Source organism: Ferrovibrio sp. GW821-FHT12F09 (genome assembly GCF_058806775.1).
Genome location: NZ_JBXAPZ010000003.1, coordinates 1 through 16,729 on the forward strand (window position 1 = coordinate 1; position 16,729 = coordinate 16,729).

General features: G+C 62.9%; 12 protein-coding genes, 1 tRNA gene and 1 pseudogene. 13 read left to right on the forward strand and 1 reads right to left on the reverse strand.

The annotated features are described in order from the left end of the window. The 11 genes and pseudogenes from AC1ROB_RS20265 to AC1ROB_RS20315 form a co-directional block, all read left to right on the forward strand. Positions 1-77 (forward strand): EF-Tu C-terminal domain-related protein (locus tag AC1ROB_RS20265; RefSeq protein ID WP_445808136.1); only part of this gene is annotated, 77 nt, incomplete at its 5' end. 26 nt (positions 78-103) lie between these two features. Beyond that, a tRNA-Trp gene (locus AC1ROB_RS20270) sits at positions 104-180 on the forward strand. A gap of 43 nt (positions 181-223) precedes the next feature. After that, positions 224-421: a preprotein translocase subunit SecE gene (gene secE, locus AC1ROB_RS20275; RefSeq protein WP_492973279.1), complete on the forward strand. Its 198-nt coding sequence runs from the start codon at positions 224-226 to the stop codon at positions 419-421. Positions 422-426: 5 nt separating this feature from the next. Continuing rightward, the gene (nusG, locus tag AC1ROB_RS20280; protein WP_492973278.1) at positions 427-957 is read left to right on the forward strand and encodes a transcription termination/antitermination protein NusG; all 531 of its coding nucleotides are present in this window, start codon (positions 427-429) and stop codon (positions 955-957) included. Between the two features lie 144 nt (positions 958-1,101). After that, complete coding sequence (gene rplK / locus AC1ROB_RS20285) at positions 1,102-1,536, forward strand: 50S ribosomal protein L11 (RefSeq protein WP_341899184.1); 435 nt, start codon at positions 1,102-1,104, stop codon at positions 1,534-1,536. A 15-nt stretch (positions 1,537-1,551) separates the two neighbouring features. Beyond that, positions 1,552-2,268: a 50S ribosomal protein L1 gene (gene rplA / locus AC1ROB_RS20290; RefSeq protein ID WP_492973277.1), complete on the forward strand. Its 717-nt coding sequence runs from the start codon at positions 1,552-1,554 to the stop codon at positions 2,266-2,268. A gap of 329 nt (positions 2,269-2,597) precedes the next feature. After that, positions 2,598-3,107: a 50S ribosomal protein L10 gene (gene rplJ / locus AC1ROB_RS20295; protein WP_492973276.1), complete on the forward strand. Its 510-nt coding sequence runs from the start codon at positions 2,598-2,600 to the stop codon at positions 3,105-3,107. 65 nt (positions 3,108-3,172) lie between these two features. Continuing rightward, positions 3,173-3,547 (forward strand): 50S ribosomal protein L7/L12, encoded by a 375-nt coding sequence (gene rplL, locus AC1ROB_RS20300; protein ID WP_341915005.1) that lies wholly within the window; start codon positions 3,173-3,175, stop codon positions 3,545-3,547. Between the two features lie 235 nt (positions 3,548-3,782). Then, entirely contained in the window at positions 3,783-7,877 is a 4,095-nt protein-coding gene (rpoB, locus tag AC1ROB_RS20305) for a DNA-directed RNA polymerase subunit beta (protein WP_492973275.1), read from the forward strand. A gap of 38 nt (positions 7,878-7,915) precedes the next feature. Then, positions 7,916-12,187 (forward strand): annotated as a pseudogene (gene rpoC / locus AC1ROB_RS20310) (DNA-directed RNA polymerase subunit beta'); the annotation flags it as partial. A 143-nt stretch (positions 12,188-12,330) separates the two neighbouring features. Beyond that, positions 12,331-12,762: a hypothetical protein gene (locus tag AC1ROB_RS20315; RefSeq protein ID WP_492973274.1), complete on the forward strand. Its 432-nt coding sequence runs from the start codon at positions 12,331-12,333 to the stop codon at positions 12,760-12,762. 3 nt (positions 12,763-12,765) lie between these two features. Here AC1ROB_RS20315 and AC1ROB_RS20320 read toward each other — a convergent pair whose 3' ends face one another. Next, a complete protein-coding gene (locus tag AC1ROB_RS20320; RefSeq protein ID WP_492973273.1) occupies positions 12,766-13,212 on the reverse strand; it encodes a PAS domain-containing protein in 447 nt (148 codons plus the stop codon). Between the two features lie 114 nt (positions 13,213-13,326). On the opposite strand from AC1ROB_RS20320, the gene recO reads away from it, so the two are divergent. Together recO and parC are read left to right on the forward strand one after the other, a co-directional pair. Then, positions 13,327-14,091, forward strand: coding sequence for a DNA repair protein RecO (gene recO, locus AC1ROB_RS20325; RefSeq protein WP_492973272.1), 765 nt, complete (start codon positions 13,327-13,329; stop codon positions 14,089-14,091). A gap of 33 nt (positions 14,092-14,124) precedes the next feature. After that, a complete protein-coding gene (gene parC / locus AC1ROB_RS20330; protein ID WP_492973271.1) occupies positions 14,125-16,362 on the forward strand; it encodes a DNA topoisomerase IV subunit A in 2,238 nt (745 codons plus the stop codon). The last annotated feature ends 367 nt before the right edge of the window (positions 16,363-16,729 follow it).

A 16,729-nucleotide genomic window follows, 5' to 3' on the forward strand; every position in this document is an offset into this window, starting at 1 on the left:
ATGAAGGCCTGCGCTTCGCGATCCGCGAAGGCGGCCGCACCGTCGGCGCCGGCGTCGTCGCCAAGGTCATCGCGTAACATTACGCGACGACTGACGCGCATGCAGGGGCGTAGCTCAACTGGCTAGAGCACCGGTCTCCAAAACCGGGGGTTGGGGGTTCGACTCCCTCCGCCCCTGCCAGCGTGGCAGACGTAACGAGTTTCGAGTTTAGGATAACAAGGCGATGGCGAAAGTCAGTCCGATCGAGTTTTTCCGGCAGGTCCGGCAGGAGACCGTCAAGGTTACCTGGCCGAGCCGTAAGGAGACCCTGATCACCACAGCAATGGTGTTCGTGATGGGGCTGGTCGCCGCGCTGTTCTTTTTTGTGGTCGACACGATCCTGCGCTTCGGTGTGCAGACGATCCTCGGCCTGGGGAGCTGAAGACGATGGCGGCGCGCTGGTACATCGTCCATGTCTACGCGAACTTCGAAAAGAAGGTCGCGCAGGCGATCCGCGATGGCGCGGCACAGAAGGGCATGTCCGAGCACTTCGAAGAAGTGCTGGTCCCGACCGAGGAAGTGGTGGAAGTCCGCCGCGGCCAGAAGGTCAATGCCGAACGCAAGTTTTTCCCCGGCTACGTGCTGGTGAAGATGACCATGACCGACGAGACCTACCATCTCGTCAAGAATTCGCCGAAGGTCACCGGCTTTCTGAGTTCGGGCGGCAAGCCGTCGCCGATCACGGAAGCCGAGGCGCAGCGGATCGCCAATCAGGTGAAGGAAGGCGTGGAGCATCCCAAGCCTTCGGTCACCTTCGAGGTGGGCGAGCAGGTGCGTGTGGCCGATGGCCCGTTCACGTCGTTCTCCGGCGTGGTGGAAGAAGTGGACGAAGAGCGCGCCCGCCTCAAGGTGGCGGTGTCGATCTTCGGTCGCGCCACCCCGGTGGAGCTGGAATACAGCCAGGTCGAGAAGCTCTGACCTGACTGCTTGAGTACCCGGGCCGCGTATCGCCCGGTTCACCGCGTGGGAGACAGCTAAGGTCCATATTCGCCGGACCGACCCTGTCGCACCGCGTATCCGCTAGCGGGGAGCAAGGCTCTCCAAGCAGGAAAGGAAGTCAGTATGGCGAAGAAGATTGACGGCTATATCAAGCTGCAGGTTCCGGCCGGCAAGGCCAACCCGTCGCCGCCGATCGGCCCGGCTCTGGGCCAGCGCGGCGTCAACATCATGGAATTCTGCAAGGCGTTCAACGCGCAGACCAAGGACCTTGAGCAGGACATGCCGATCCCGGTGGTTATCACCGTGTATTCGGACCGTTCGTTCACGTTCATCACCAAGACCCCGCCGGTGACCTACTTCCTGAAGAAGGCTGCCAACATCAAGTCCGGTTCGAAGACGACCGGCCGCGGTGACAAGGTCGGCTCGGTGACGATGGACCAGGTGCGCGAGATCGCCAAGGCCAAGATGAAGGATCTCAACGCTCACGACGTTGATGCGGCAGCCCGCATGATCGTTGGTTCGGCCCGCTCGATGGGCCTGGACGTTCGTGGCGAATAAGGGGAGATCTGAATCATGAGCAAGCAGGGCAAGCGTTTCACGACCGCCGCGAAGACGGTCAATCCCGATCACCGCTACGGCGTTACCGAAGCCGTCAAGATGGTGAAGGCCAATGCCAAGGCGAAGTTCGATGAGACCATCGAAATCGCTGTCAACCTGGGCGTCGATCCGCGTCATGCCGACCAGATGGTCCGTGGCGTTGTGACCATGCCGTCGGGCACCGGCAAGACCGTTCGCGTCGCCGTCTTCGCCAAGGGTGCGAAGGCCGAAGAAGCCAAGAAGGCTGGTGCCGACCTGGTCGGCGCCGACGATCTGGCCGAAATCATCAACACCGGCAAGATCGAGTTCGATCGCTGCATTGCCACGCCGGACATGATGGCTGTCGTCGGCAAGCTGGGTAAGGTTCTGGGCCCGCGCGGCCTGATGCCGAACCCGAAGCTCGGCTCGGTCACCATGGATGTCGCTGGCGCCGTCAAGGCGGCCAAGGGCGGCCAGGTCGAGTTCCGCGTTGAGAAGGCCGGCCTGCTGCATGCCGGCATCGCCAAGGCGTCCTTCACCGAGGAGCAGATCCTCGCCAATGTGAAGGCGTTCATCGATGCCGTGATGAAGGCCAAGCCGACCGGCGTGAAGGGTCACTACGTCAAGAAGATCGCGATCAGCTCGACCATGGGTCCGGGCGTGCGTCTCGATCTGACCGACGCGATTGGCGGCGGCGACAAGGCCGCTGCGTAAGTAACGAGTTTCGTCAGCCTTCCTCGGAAGGCTGACGGAGCGATGTTCAGGGCAACCTGGGCATCGCAACCTGTCCGAGACTGCAGGCCCCCGGAAGCTTTTTAGCCGAAGGGTTTAATGGGAATGGCCACCTGCATAGACGGGGAAGAGAATTTTCAGGGCGCCGGTTACGACCGGGGCCCGGAAGGTTCGAGCCCTGGGACAGGCGAACCGGGTGATCGGTTTGCCGCAGACGGTGGAGCTGAGAAGCGAAGCCGGAGCGACCAGATCGATTGCTCAAGTGCCAACCAGGATCAGGGCAACCTGATTCCTTGTTTAGGAGACGAACAGTGGATCGTGCTCAAAAACAGGAGATGGTGACCACGCTCAACCAGGTCTTTAAAGAGGCCGAGGCTGTGGTGGTAACCCAGAATAACGGTCTGACCGTTGCTCAGGTGACTGAGCTGCGCCGTCAGATGCGTGCCGCTGGCGCCAGCTTCAAGGTCGCGAAAAACCGTCTTGTCTGCCTTGCCCTCGAGGGCACCACCTACGCATCCCTGAAGGACCTCTTCAAGGGGCCGACCGGCATTGCCTATGCCAATGATCCGGTCGCCGCAGCGAAGGTCGCCGTGGAGTTCGCCAAGAAGAACGACAAGTTCGTCGTTGTTGGCGGCGCCATGGGCGAAACCGTCCTGAATGCTGATGGTGTCAAAGCCTTGGCGACCCTGCCGTCGCTCGACGAACTGCGCGGCAAGATCATCGGCCTGCTCAACGCGCCTGCGACCAAGGTCGCTGGCGTCGTGCAGGCGCCGGCTGGCCAGTTGGCCCGCCTGCTCAATGCGTATGCCACGAAGGGTTAAGGCCGAAAAGCCGAACCGTAACTGTCAAACCAGGTATCGAACCTACACACTAAGGAGTCACTCAAATGGCTGATTTGAACAAGATCGTTGACGAACTGTCGACGCTGACCGTCCTCGAGGCTGCCGAGCTCGCCAAGCTTCTCGAAGAGAAGTGGGGCGTTTCGGCTGCTGCCCCGGTTGCCGTTGCCGCCGCTGGCGGTGGCGCTGCTGCCCCGGCCGCTGAAGAAAAGACCGAGTTCAACGTGATCCTCGCCGATGCCGGCGCGAACAAGATCAACGTCATCAAGGAAGTCCGCGCCATCACCGGCCTGGGCCTCAAGGAAGCCAAGGACCTCGTCGAGGGCGCTCCGAAGGCTGTCAAGGAAGGCGTCAACAAGGACGACGCCGCCAAGATCAAGGCCCAGCTGGAAGCCGCTGGCGCCAAGGTCGAAGTCAAGTAATACGCGTAACGGCGAGGGGGCGGGTCCGGTGTGGACCTGCCCCTAAGCTGCCCTATATCAGGGGCTCATTTCAGGGTTACACACCCCGTCCGCCGCGGATTTCGGCGGATCGATACGGTTCGGATCTTTGGGCGCGGCGATCGCCCGGCGGGATTAACAGGCCCGCGAAACTCATCGCTGGTCCGAACCGTGCGGCGCGATCCTTTCGCTGCACAGATATAGATTTGGGACAGACATGACCTTGTCGTTCACCGGCCGCAAGCGCGTTCGCAAAAGCTTCGGGCGCATCCCCAGCGTTGCCTCGATGCCGAACCTCATCGAGGTTCAGAAAAGCTCCTACGACAGTTTCCTGATGATGAACGACGCTGGCGACCAGCGCCCCGATGCGGGCCTGCAGGGCGTCTTCAAGTCGGTCTTCCCGATCAAGGATTTCAGCGACAGCTCGTCGCTCGAATTCGTCAAGTATGAGTTCGAAGCGCCGAAGTACGATGTCGACGAGTGCATGCAGCGCGGCATGACCTTTGCCGCGCCGCTGAAGGTGACGCTGCGCCTGATCGTCTTCGAAGTCGATCCCGATACCCAGGCCAAGTCGGTCAAGGGCATCAAGGAGCAGGACGTCTACATGGGCGACATGCCGCTCATGACCGACAAGGGCACCTTCATCATCAACGGCACCGAGCGCGTCATCGTTTCGCAGATGCACCGCAGCCCGGGCGTGTTCTTCGACCACGACAAGGGCAAGACCCATTCGTCGGGCAAGTATCTCTACACCGCCCGCGTCATTCCCTATCGCGGCTCGTGGCTCGATTTCGAGTTCGATGCCAAGGACATCGTGCATGTCCGCATCGACCGTCGCCGCAAGCTGCCGGTCACCACGCTGTTCTTCGCGCTGGGCCTGACCCAGGAAGAGATCCTGGACTCCTTCTACAAGAAGGTGATCTTCAAGCGCGACAAGAAGGGCTGGCGCACCGAATACAATGCCGAGCGCATGCGCGGCGTGCGCCTCAACAGCGAGCTGATCAACGCCAAGACCGGCAAGGTCATGGTCGAGGCCGGCACTAAGGTGACCCCGCGTCTGGCCAAGAAGCTGGCGGAAGAGGGCCTGAAGGAACTGCTGGTGTCGCCGGCCGACATGGTTGGCAAGTACAACTCGCTCGACATCGTCAACGAAGAGACTGGCGAGATCTATCTGGAAGCGGGCGAGGAGCTCGACGTCAAGAAGATCGAGACCCTGGAGGCTGCCGGCATCGAGCAGATCTCCGTGCTCGACGTCGATCACGTCACCATCGGCTCCTACATCCGCAACACCATGGTTGCCGACAAGCACCAGGGCCGCGAGCAGGCGCTGTTCGAAATCTATCGCGTCATGCGTCCGGGCGAGCCGCCGACGGTGGACACGGCGGAAGCCCTGTTCCACGGCCTGTTCTTCGATTCCGAGCGTTATGACCTCTCGGCCGTCGGCCGCGTGAAGATGAACGCCCGTCTCGGCCTGGAAGCCGAAGACACCGTGCGCGTGCTGCGCACCGAGGACATCCTGGCCTGCGTACGCACGCTGGTCGAACTCAAGGATGGCCGCGGCGAAATCGACGACATCGACCATCTCGGCAACCGCCGTGTGCGTTCGGTCGGCGAGCTGATGGAAAACCAGTACCGCATCGGCCTGGTCCGCATGGAGCGTGCGATCCGCGAGCGCATGAGCTCGGTCGAGATCGACACGGTCATGCCGCATGACCTGATCAACGCCAAGCCGGCTGCCGCTGCCGTCCGCGAGTTCTTCGGCTCCAGCCAGCTCTCGCAGTTCATGGACCAGACCAACCCGCTGTCGGAGATCACCCACAAGCGCCGTCTCTCGGCGCTTGGCCCGGGCGGTCTGACCCGCGAGCGCGCCGGTTTCGAAGTGCGCGACGTGCATCCGACCCATTACGGCCGCATCTGCCCGATTGAGACGCCGGAAGGCCCGAATATCGGTCTGATCAACTCGCTGGCGACCTATGCCCGCGTCAACCAGTATGGCTTCATCGAGAGCCCGTACCGCCGCATCCGCGACGGCAAGGTGACCGATGAGGTCGTCTATCTGACCGCGATGGAAGAGGGCAAGTACACCATTGCTCAGGCCAACGTGGAGATCGACAAGGGCAAGCTGGCCGGTGACCTGGTTTCCTGCCGCCGCAACGGCGATTTCGTCATGGTCCGCCCCGAGGGCGTCGACTTCATGGACGTGTCGCCCAAGCAGCTCGTCTCCGTCGCCGCGGCGCTGATCCCGTTCCTCGAGAACGATGACGCCAACCGCGCGCTGATGGGTTCGAACATGCAGCGTCAGGCCGTGCCGCTGATCCGTGCCGAAGCGCCGCTGGTCGGCACCGGCATGGAAGAGGTGGTGGCCCGCGATTCCGGCGCCACCATCGTTGCCAAGCGCACCGGCGTGATCGACCAGATCGACGGTACCCGTATCGTCGTCCGCGTATCGGACGAAGCCGATATGTCGAAGTCGAATGTCGATATCTACAAGCTGCTGAAGTTCCAGCGCTCGAACCAGAATACCTGCATCACCCAGCGCCCGCTGGTGAAGGTGGGCGATCAGGTGCGCGCCGGCGATATCATCGCCGACGGTCCCTCGACCGAGCTGGGCGAGCTGGCGCTGGGCCGTAACGTGCTCGTCGCCTTCATGCCCTGGAACGGCTACAACTTCGAAGATTCGATCCTGATCTCGGAGCGTATCGCCAAGGACGACGTCTTCACCTCGATCCATATCGAGGAATTCGAAGTCATGGCCCGCGACACCAAGCTCGGGCCTGAGGAAATCACCCGCGATATTCCGAACGTGGGCGAGGAAGGCCTCAAGAATCTCGACGAGGCCGGCATCGTCTATATCGGCGCCGAAGTCCATCCGGGCGACATCATGGTCGGCAAGATCACGCCGAAGGGCGAAAGCCCGATGACGCCGGAAGAGAAGCTGCTGCGCGCCATCTTCGGCGAAAAGGCTTCCGACGTGCGCGACAGCTCGCTGCGCGTGCCGCCGGGCGTCTCGGGCACCATCGTCGAAGTGCGCGTCTTCTCCCGCCATGGCGTGGAAAAGGACGAACGCGCCCTGGCGATCGAGCGCGCCGAGATCGAGCGTCTGGCCAAGGACCGTGACGACGAGAAGGCGATCATCGAGCGCTCCATCTATGGCCGCCTCAAGGAACTCCTGAACGGCAAGCAGGCTGACAAGGGTCCGAAGGGCTTCAAGGATGGCGGCAAGATCACCGACGAGATCCTGGCCGAACTGACCCCCGGTCAGTGGTGGCAGATCAGCGTCAAGAACGAAAAGTCGATGGCCGACATCGAGGCGCTGAAGAAGCAGTATGATGCCGCCACCACGCGCATCCAGAAGCGCTTCGAGGACAAGGTGGAGAAGCTGCAGCGCGGCGACGAGCTGCCGCCCGGCGTGATGAAGATGGTCAAGGTCTTCGTCGCGGTGAAGCGCAAGCTGCAGCCCGGTGACAAGATGGCCGGCCGCCACGGCAACAAGGGCGTCATCTCCCGCATCGTGCCGGAAGAAGACATGCCCTACCTGCAGGACGGTCAGCCGGTCGATATCGTGCTGAACCCGCTGGGCGTGCCCTCGCGCATGAACGTCGGACAGATTCTGGAAACCCATCTGGGCTGGGCTTCGGCCGGCCTGGGTCGCCAGATCGGCGAGATGCTCGACAAGGTCAACCGCAACACGGCCAAGGCGGCCGATCTGCGCCAGACCATGAAGACCATCTATTCCAAGCAGGAATACGCCGACAAGATCAACGATCTGTCGGATGACCAGCTGCTCGAGCTCGGCGCCAATCTGCGTCGCGGCGTGCCGATGGCCACTCCGGTCTTCGACGGCGCCCATGAGCCCGACATCGTGGAGATGCTGGAGAAGGCCAACTTCGACAAGTCGGGTCAGGTCACTCTGATCGACGGCCGCACCGGCGAAGCCTTCGACCGCAAGGTCACGGTTGGCTACATCTACATGCTGAAGCTGCATCACCTGGTGGATGACAAGATCCACGCCCGTTCGATCGGCCCGTACTCGCTGGTCACCCAGCAGCCGCTCGGCGGCAAGGCGCAGTTCGGCGGTCAGCGGTTCGGCGAAATGGAGGTCTGGGCACTCCAGGCATACGGCGCCGCCTACACGCTGCAGGAAATGCTGACGGTCAAGTCGGACGACGTGGCCGGTCGCTCGAAGGTTTACGAGTCGATCGTGCGCGGCGACACCAACTTCGAAGCCGGCATTCCGGAATCGTTCAACGTGCTGGTCAAGGAAATGCGGTCGCTCGGCCTGAATGTCGAGCTGTCGCAGCGTTCCTACTGATCGCCACGAAACATTTCCTCCGATAGGAGACGATAGACATGAACGAACTGAGCAACGTTTTCGGCCAGCCCCAGGGCGCCCAGGCCTTCGACCAGATCCAGATCTCGATCGCCAGCCCCGAGCGTATCCGCTCGTGGTCCTACGGCGAGATCAAGAAGCCTGAGACCATCAACTACCGGACCTTCAAGCCGGAGCGGGACGGCCTGTTTTGCGCCCGCATCTTTGGCCCGATCAAGGACTACGAGTGCCTGTGCGGCAAGTACAAGCGCATGAAGTATCGCGGCGTGATCTGCGAGAAGTGCGGCGTCGAAGTCACGCTCTCGAAGGTGCGTCGCGAGCGCATGGGCCATATCGAACTGGCCTCGCCGGTGGCGCATATCTGGTTCCTGAAGTCGCTGCCTTCGCGTATCGGCCTCATGCTCGACATGACGCTGAAAGATCTCGAGCGCATCCTGTACTTCGAGAACTACGTCGTCGTGGAGCCGGGTCTCTCGCCGCTCAAGCAGTTCGACCTGCTGACGGAAGAGCAGCTGTTCACTGCTCAGGAAGAATATGGCGATGACGCCTTCGTCGCCAAGATCGGCGCGGAAGCCATCCGCGACCTGCTGGTGGCGCTCGACCTGGAAAAGGAGCGCGACAACATCCGCCAGGAGCTGATCGAGACGACTTCGGAACTGAAGCCGAAGAAGCTGGTCAAGCGCCTGAAGCTGGTGGAAAGCTTCATCGACTCCGGCAACAAGCCGGAATGGATGGTGCTGACCGTGGTGCCGGTGATTCCGCCGGAACTGCGTCCGCTGGTGCCGCTGGACGGCGGCCGCTTCGCGACCTCGGATTTGAACGATCTGTATCGCCGCGTCATCAACCGCAACAACCGCCTGAAGCGCCTGATCGAGCTGCGCGCGCCTGACATCATCGTGCGTAACGAAAAGCGCATGCTGCAGGAAGCCGTCGACGCCCTGTTCGACAACGGCCGTCGCGGCCGCGTCATCACCGGCGCCAACAAGCGTCCGCTGAAGTCGCTCAGCGACATGCTGAAGGGCAAGCAGGGTCGTTTCCGTCAGAACCTGCTCGGCAAGCGCGTCGACTATTCGGGCCGTTCGGTCATCGTCGTCGGTCCGGAACTCAAGCTGCACCAGTGCGGCCTGCCGAAGAAGATGGCGCTCGAACTGTTCAAGCCCTTCATCTACTCCAAGCTTGAGCTGCGCGGCCTGGCCGCCACCGTCAAGATGGCGAAGAAGATGGTGGAAAAGGAGCGTCCGGAAGTCTGGGATATCCTCGAAGAGGTCATCCGCGAACATCCGGTGCTGCTGAACCGCGCCCCGACCCTGCATCGTCTGGGCATCCAGGCCTTCGAGCCGACCCTGATCGAAGGCAAGGCCATCCAGCTGCATCCGCTGGTCTGCGCCGCCTTCAACGCCGACTTCGACGGTGACCAGATGGCGGTGCACGTGCCGCTGTCGCTGGAAGCCCAGCTCGAAGCCCGCGTGCTGATGATGTCGACCAACAACATCCTCAGCCCGGCGAACGGCAAGCCGATCATCGTGCCGTCGCAGGATATCGTGCTCGGTCTGTATTACACGACCATGGAGCGTAACCATCCGCTCGGCGACGTGCTGAAGATCAAGGACGTCAATGCGGTGCTGAAGGCCTGGGCCGAAGACGATGTCATCGTCTACGACCCCAAGACCAAGGTGGAAGTGCCGAAGACGGCCGTGAAGGCCGAGCTGGAGCGTCTGCTGCAGGCTGGCGCCATCGTGGAGCGGACCCCGGTCTTCGCCACGATCGCCGAAATCCAGCAGGCGCTGGATGCCAAGGCGATCACGCTGCATCACCGCATCAAGGCCCGTCTCAGCACGGTGGACTCGGACGGCAATCCGATCATTGCCCGCGTCACCACCACGCCGGGCCGCATGCTGCTGAGCGAGATCCTGCCCAAGCACAAGAACGTGCCGTTCCGCGTGATCAACCAGCAGCTGACCAAGAAGGAGATCACCAACGTCATCGACGTGGTGTATCGCCATTGCGGCCAGAAAGAGACCGTCATCTTCTGCGATCGCATGATGGCGCTCGGCTTCACCCGCGCCTTCAAGGCCGGCATTTCCTTCGGCAAGGACGACATGGTCGTGCCGCTGACCAAGGAAAAGCATATCGACGACACCAAGAAGCTGGTCGGCGAATACGAGCAGCAGTACCAGGACGGCCTGATCACCCAGGGCGAGAAGTACAACAAGGTGGTCGATGCCTGGTCCCAGTGCACCGACCGCGTCGCCGACGAGATGATGAAGGTCATTCAGACCGACATCGATCAGGTCAGCGGCGAGCGCAAGCCGATCAACTCGATCTGGATGATGGCCCATTCGGGCGCCCGTGGTTCGGCAGCGCAGATGAAGCAGCTCGCCGGCATGCGCGGCCTGATGGCCAAGCCGTCGGGCGAGATCATCGAGACGCCGATCATCTCGAACTTCAAGGAAGGCCTCACCGTGCTCGAGTATTTCAACTCGACCCACGGCGCCCGTAAGGGTCTGGCCGACACCGCCTTGAAGACCGCCAACTCGGGCTACCTGACCCGTCGTCTCGTCGACGTGGCGCAGGATTGCATCATCACCGAGGACGATTGCGGCACCGAGCGCGGCCTCACCGTGCGCGAAGTGGTCGAGGGCGCCGAAGTGATCGCCACCCTTGGCGAGCGCATTCTGGGCCGTACGCCCAGCCTGGACGTGAAGCATCCGCTCACCGGCGAGGTTCTGGTCAAGGCCGGCGACCTGATGGAAGAGCGCGACGTGGATCGCATCGAGACGGCCGGCGTGGAATCCATGCTGATCCGTTCGGTGCTGACCTGCGACAGCCAGGTTGGCGTCTGCGGCAAGTGCTATGGCCGCGATCTGGCCCGCGGTACCAAGGTCAACATCGGTGAAGCTGTCGGCGTCATTGCCGCGCAGTCCATCGGCGAGCCGGGTACCCAGCTGACCATGCGTACCTTCCACATCGGCGGCACCGCCCAGGTGGCGGAGCAGTCGAGCCTTGAGGCCGCCTATGACGCGACCCTCAAGATCGCCAACCGCAACCTGGTGACCGACAGCCAGGGCCGCTTCGTGGTCATGGGCCGCAATTGCGAAGTCATCCTGGTTGACCAGAATGGCCGCGAACGCGCCCGCCACAAGGTGCCTTACGGCGCCCGTCTGGTCGCCGATGAAGGCGGCAAGGTGAAGAAGGGCCAGCGCATCGCTGACTGGGATCCCTACACCCGCCCGGTCATCACCGAGCGCGAGGGTATCGTGCATTACCGCGACCTCGTCGAGGGCGTGTCGATGCGCGAAGCGACCGACGAGTCGACCGGCATTTCCTACAAGGTCGTCTCCGACTGGAAGCAGAACCCGAAGGGCAGCGAGCTGCGTCCGCGCATCACGCTGCGCAACGACAAGGGCGAGATCCTCATGCTCGTCAGCGGTGCCGAAGGCCGCTACTACCTCTCGGCCGACGCCATTCTGTCGGTGGAAGATGGTGCGCAGGTCCATGCCGGCGACGTGCTGGCGCGTATCCCGGTGGAAGGCACCAAGACCCGTGACATCACCGGCGGTCTGCCGCGTGTGGCCGAGCTCTTTGAAGCCCGCCGCCCGAAGGACCATGCGGTGATCGCGGAGATCGACGGCCGCGTCGAGTTCGGCAAGGATTACAAGGCCAAGCGCCGCCTGATCCTGAAGCCGGCCGAAGAGGGCGCCGAAGCAGTTGAATACCTGATCCCGAAGGGCAAGCAGATTGCCGTTCAGGAAGGCGATTTCGTCCGTGTCGGCGACCATCTGCTCGATGGCAACCCGGCACCGCACGACATCCTCAAGGTGCTCGGCATCGAGGCGCTGGCCAACTATCTCGTGAACGAGATTCAGGAGGTCTATCGTCTGCAGGGCGTGAAGATCAACGACAAGCACATCGAGGTGATTTGCCGCCAGATGCTGCAGAAGATCGAGATCACCGACCCGGCGGAAACCACCTTCCTGATCGGCGAGCAGGTCGACCGCAGCGAGTTCGAAGAGGTGAATGCCAAGACCGAAGCCGATGGCCGCAAGCCGGCCAAGGGCATGCCGGTTCTGCTCGGCATCACCAAGGCGAGCCTGCAGACCCGGTCGTTCTTCTCGGCCGCGTCCTTCCAGGAGACCACCCGCGTGCTCACCGAAGCTGCCGTCGGCGGCAAGGTGGACAGGCTGGTCGGCCTCAAGGAGAACGTCATCGTCGGCCGCCTGATCCCGGTCGGCACCGGCGCGATCATGAGCCGCATGAAAGGCCTCGCCGCCCAGCGCGATCGAGACTTCGCCGATGCGCTGGAAAGCGAACTGCAGGCTGCCGTCGGCGACGCCGCCGAGTAAGCCTGTCGGTCATAACCGATACGAAGAGGGCGGCCCGCAAGGCCGCCCTTTTTTTGTTCAATCAGGACGGATTGACGGATAGTGTCTGCCAGATGCGAAAGAAACTGATTGGTGTCGCGATGCTGCTGTTCGCTGCCATTCTGGCAGGCAAAGCGCAGGCATGCACACCCGTTTCAGCGACGGATGAAGAGCGGTTTGGCCGCGCATCGTCGGTCTTCTTTGCGCGAGTCATCGAGAATGAGCGGCCAAAGGGTTTGCTTCCCTCCGGTGACCGTGATCCGACTGTCATCGGACGTTTCGAGCTGATCGAAACCTTCAAGGGCAATCCACCGGCCGACCATAGGATGTATGACGAGGGCACCAGCTGTGGTCTGCCGCTGGTGCCCGGGGGCTATTACATCTTTTTCATCGACAGTGGCCGTCCGATTTCGTCCTCGCCGGCAGGGTCGCGGGCTTTCCAGAGCGCCACGGATCCCGCAGCCGTGCAGATGCTGGGCAAGCTGCGGGCCCTGGTGGGACGCTAGGTCTCACCCATACCCAAATCCCACCGCGCCGCCGAGGAACATGGTGATGGTCTTGCCGTCCACCGTCAGCGGCAGGATCAGGCGCTCGTAATCGAGCCGCCGGCCGCTCAGCTTGGTGAACTTCCATTGCCGGGCCACCGGGCTGGCGGTTTTGATGCAGGTGTCATACTCGCCGATATAGGCGGCGGTGATATGGTCGAGGTCGATCTCGTCCATGAACTTTCCGGCCAGCGCATCGCCATAGATCTCGCGGAAGGCCTCGCCCACCAGGCGGTAGCGGATGCGGCCGTCCACCAGCTCCATGATGAACACCCAGGGCAGGATGTCGCGCAGCTCTTCCGGCGCGATATCGGCGCGGGCGGGGAAGGGGCGGTCGCCCTTTTTCGCCAGCCAGTAGTCATGCAGCTTTTGCAGACGCGCATCCGCGATCGTCAGGTCGGCGCCCGCCATGGTTTCCCCCGGTTTTCCGTCTGCCCGTCCGAAAGTGTGGGAGAGCCCCGAAGGCCTGTAAAGCGGATTTGTTTGCGCCTTGCCCGCCCCGGAGAATCACCCTAAGCCATCTGTATGGAATGGCAGGATGACGGCGTGGTGCTCAGTGTGCGCCACCATGGCGAAAGCGCGCGCATCGTCGCGCTGCTGACCGAGCATCACGGCCGTCATGCCGGGCTGCTGCGCGGCTCTGGCGCGGGGCAGGGCCGCTCGCTCGGCGGCGGCATCCAGCCCGGCCAGATCGTGCGCGCCGACTGGCGGGCCCGGCTGTCGGAACAGCTCGGCTATTTCAGCCTGGAATCGCTCGGCCATCCGGCAGCATTAATGCTGGACGATCCGGCGCGACTGGCGGCGCTCAGCGCGGTCTGCGCCCTGATCGACACCACGCTGCCCGAGCGCGAGCCGCATCCGGCCCTGTTCAATGCCACCAAATCGCTGTTCACCCTGATGGCGGATATGCCCGAGCCGGGCGACTGGGGCGCGCTCTATGTGCGCTGGGAAGTCGGCCTGCTGGCCGAGATGGGCTACGGCATCGATCTGGGCAGCTGCGCCGCCACCGGCGCCACCACCGGGCTCACCCATGTCTCGCCGCGCACCGGCCGGGCGGTGTCGGCGGAAGCCGCGGCGCCCTATGCCGACCGGCTGCTCGGCCTGCCGGCCTTCTTGGTGCCGGGCCGCAGCGGCGCGGCGGCGTCGAATCATCCACTGCTGGAGGTCGAATCGGGCCTCGCGCTGACCGGGCATTTCCTGGAAAACCGCCTGTTCGCCCAGTTGCATAAAGCCGTGCCGCAGGCCCGCGCCCGGCTGCTGGAAGTGGTGCATCGCAGCCTGCATCCGTAGAAGAATCACCCCGTTTGTTGTAAGAACCGCCCCATGAGCAAGCATCTCCCGCCCAAGGACGTCCCCGAAGATATCCGCAACGTGCCGCTGCCCGACGCGCTGTCCGAGCGCTATCTGGCCTATGCGCTCAGCACCATCACCTCGCGCTCGCTGCCCGATGCGCGCGACGGGCTGAAGCCGGTGCAGCGCCGCGTGCTGTTCGCCATGCGGCTGCTTAAATTGGATCCCAGTGCCGGCTACAAGAAATGCGCCCGCGTCGTCGGCGACGTGATCGGTAAATACCATCCCCATGGCGACCAGTCGGTCTATGACGCGCTGGTGCGCCTGGCCCAGGATTTCGCCCAGCGCTATCCGCTGGTCGACGGCCAGGGCAACTTCGGCAATATCGACGGCGATAACGCCGCCGCCATGCGATACACCGAGGCCCGCCTCACCGAAGTGGCCAACGTCCTGCTGGCCAACCTGGATGACGACACCGTCGATTTCCGCCCCAATTACGACGGCGAGAATGACGAGCCGGTGGTGCTGCCGGCCGGCCTGCCCAACCTGCTGGCCAATGGCGCCAGCGGCATCGCCGTCGGCATGGCCACCTCGATCCCGCCGCATAACCTGCCCGAGCTTTGCGATGCGCTGCTGCATCTGATCAAGCATAAGAATGCCAGCATCGAGAAGCTGGTGGAATTCGTGCAGGGCCCGGATTTCCCTACCGGCGGCATCATGGTCGAGCCGCTGTCGAGCCGCATCGAGGCCTACAAGACCGGCCGCGGCAGCTTCCGCCATCGCGCCCGCTGGGTGAAGGAAGAGCTGCCGCGCGGCATGTGGCAGATCGTCGTCACCGAGATTCCCTACCAGGTGCAGAAGTCGAAGCTGATCGAGCGCATCGCCGAACTGATCACCGACAAGAAGGCGCCGCTGCTCGACGACGTGCGCGATGAATCGGCGGAAGACATCCGTCTGGTCATCATTCCGAAGAACCGCACCATCGATCCCGCCGTGCTGATGGAAAGCCTGTTCCGCAGCACCGATCTGGAAACGCGCTTCCCGCTGAACCTGAACGTGCTGGACGGCGGCAAGCTGCCCAAGGTGATGAACCTGCGCGAGGTGCTGCAGGCCTATCTGGATCACCGCCACGAGGTGCTGGAGCGCAAGAGCAAATACCGCCAGGGCAAGATCGAGCATCGCCTGGAAGTGCTCGACGGCTATCTGATCGCCTACCTCAATCTCGACGAGCTGATCGAGATCATCCGCCGCGAGGACGAGCCCAAGCCGGCGATGATGAAGCGGTTCAAGCTTACCGATGTGCAGGCCGAAGCCATCCTCAACATGCGCCTGCGCAGTTTGCGCAAGCTGGAAGAGATGGAGCTGCGCGGCGAGCACAAGGCGTTGAGCACCGAACTGGCCGAGCTGAAAAAGCTGCTGGGCGATGAGTCTCTGCGCTGGACGGCCATCGCGGCGGAAGTGCAGGAGATCAAGAAGCAGTTCGGCCCCAAGACCGCGCTCGGCAAGCGCCGCACCAGCGTCGGCGATGCGCCGGTCATTTCCGAGGAAGCCTTCGACATCCTGGTCGAGCGCGAGCCGATCACCGTGATCTGCTCGGCCAAAGGCTGGATCCGCGCCATCAAGGGCCATGTCGCCGATGACGGCACGGCGGCCTTCAAGGAAGGCGACAAGGGCCGCTTCTGGCTGCATGCCGAAAGCACCGACAAGCTGCTGCTGTTCGGCACCAACGGCCGCGCCTATACGATCGCCTGCGATAAGCTGCCGCGCGGTCGCGGCCATGGCGAGCCGGTGCGGCTCACCGTCGATCTCGGCAACGACCAGGACATCGTCGCCCTGTTCAAATACCAGGGCGACCGCAAATTCCTGGTCGCCGGCAGCGACGGTCGCGGCTTCATCTGCCCGGAAGAGGAAATGCTGGCCGGCACCCGCACAGGCAAGCAGATTCTGAACCTGCAGACCCCGGCAGAGGCCTGCGTGCTGACCCAGGTCGAGGGCGACACCGTCGCGGTGGTGGGCGAGAACCGCAAGCTGCTGCTGTTCCCTCTCGCGGAGCTGCCCGAGATGACCAAGGGTCGCGGCATCACCCTGCAGAAATACAAGGATGGCGGCCTGCTGGACGCCAAGACCTTCACCTACAAGCAGGGCCTGACCTGGACCGATTCCTCCGGCCGCACCAAGACCGAGACCGACCTGAAGGAATATCGCGGCGAACGCGCCCAGGCCGGCCGCATCGTGCCCCGCGGCTTCAACAAGAACGGCCGGTTCTCCTGACGATGACAGGGCATACCCCGCGGGTCGAACCCGCGGGGTATGGTTTTTTCGGGCAGGCATAAGCGCCATCAGGATCGGGCAATTGGCCTGGCGGATCGCGTCTGACTTTTCCTCAGTGCACATCCCTTCTGGAACGGAGGACGATTTCCACAGGAGGGTTTTCCGTTTGCATACGCGGATATAGTGTACCGCGAGAATCAGATTGCCGGCCTGTCGTGTGATTGCGGACTGTACCTCTGGGGCAAAAACCTTGGGGGATATACAATGCGAAATACAGCATACGGATTGGCGTGCCTGCAGCGATCAGCGGGGATCGCGGGCGTCCTGATACTGACGGCCTGCGCGCCAACATCACAGCAAACTTTAA

Bases quoted from the DNA above. Each gene is read 5' to 3' on its own strand.
- rplA (WP_492973277.1), top strand. From the start codon at position 1,552: ATGAGCAAGCAGGGCAAGCGTTTCACGACCGCCGCGAAGACGGTCAAT.
- recO (WP_492973272.1), top strand. From the start codon at position 13,327: ATGGAATGGCAGGATGACGGCGTGGTGCTCAGTGTGCGCCACCATGGC.
- parC (WP_492973271.1), top strand. From the start codon at position 14,125: ATGAGCAAGCATCTCCCGCCCAAGGACGTCCCCGAAGATATCCGCAAC.
- AC1ROB_RS20315 (WP_492973274.1), top strand. From the start codon at position 12,331: ATGCGAAAGAAACTGATTGGTGTCGCGATGCTGCTGTTCGCTGCCATT.
- AC1ROB_RS20320 (WP_492973273.1), bottom strand. From the start codon at position 13,212: ATGGCGGGCGCCGACCTGACGATCGCGGATGCGCGTCTGCAAAAGCTG.
- rplK (WP_341899184.1), top strand. From the start codon at position 1,102: ATGGCGAAGAAGATTGACGGCTATATCAAGCTGCAGGTTCCGGCCGGC.
- rplL (WP_341915005.1), top strand. From the start codon at position 3,173: ATGGCTGATTTGAACAAGATCGTTGACGAACTGTCGACGCTGACCGTC.
- rpoB (WP_492973275.1), top strand. From the start codon at position 3,783: ATGACCTTGTCGTTCACCGGCCGCAAGCGCGTTCGCAAAAGCTTCGGG.
- nusG (WP_492973278.1), top strand. From the start codon at position 427: ATGGCGGCGCGCTGGTACATCGTCCATGTCTACGCGAACTTCGAAAAG.
- secE (WP_492973279.1), top strand. From the start codon at position 224: ATGGCGAAAGTCAGTCCGATCGAGTTTTTCCGGCAGGTCCGGCAGGAG.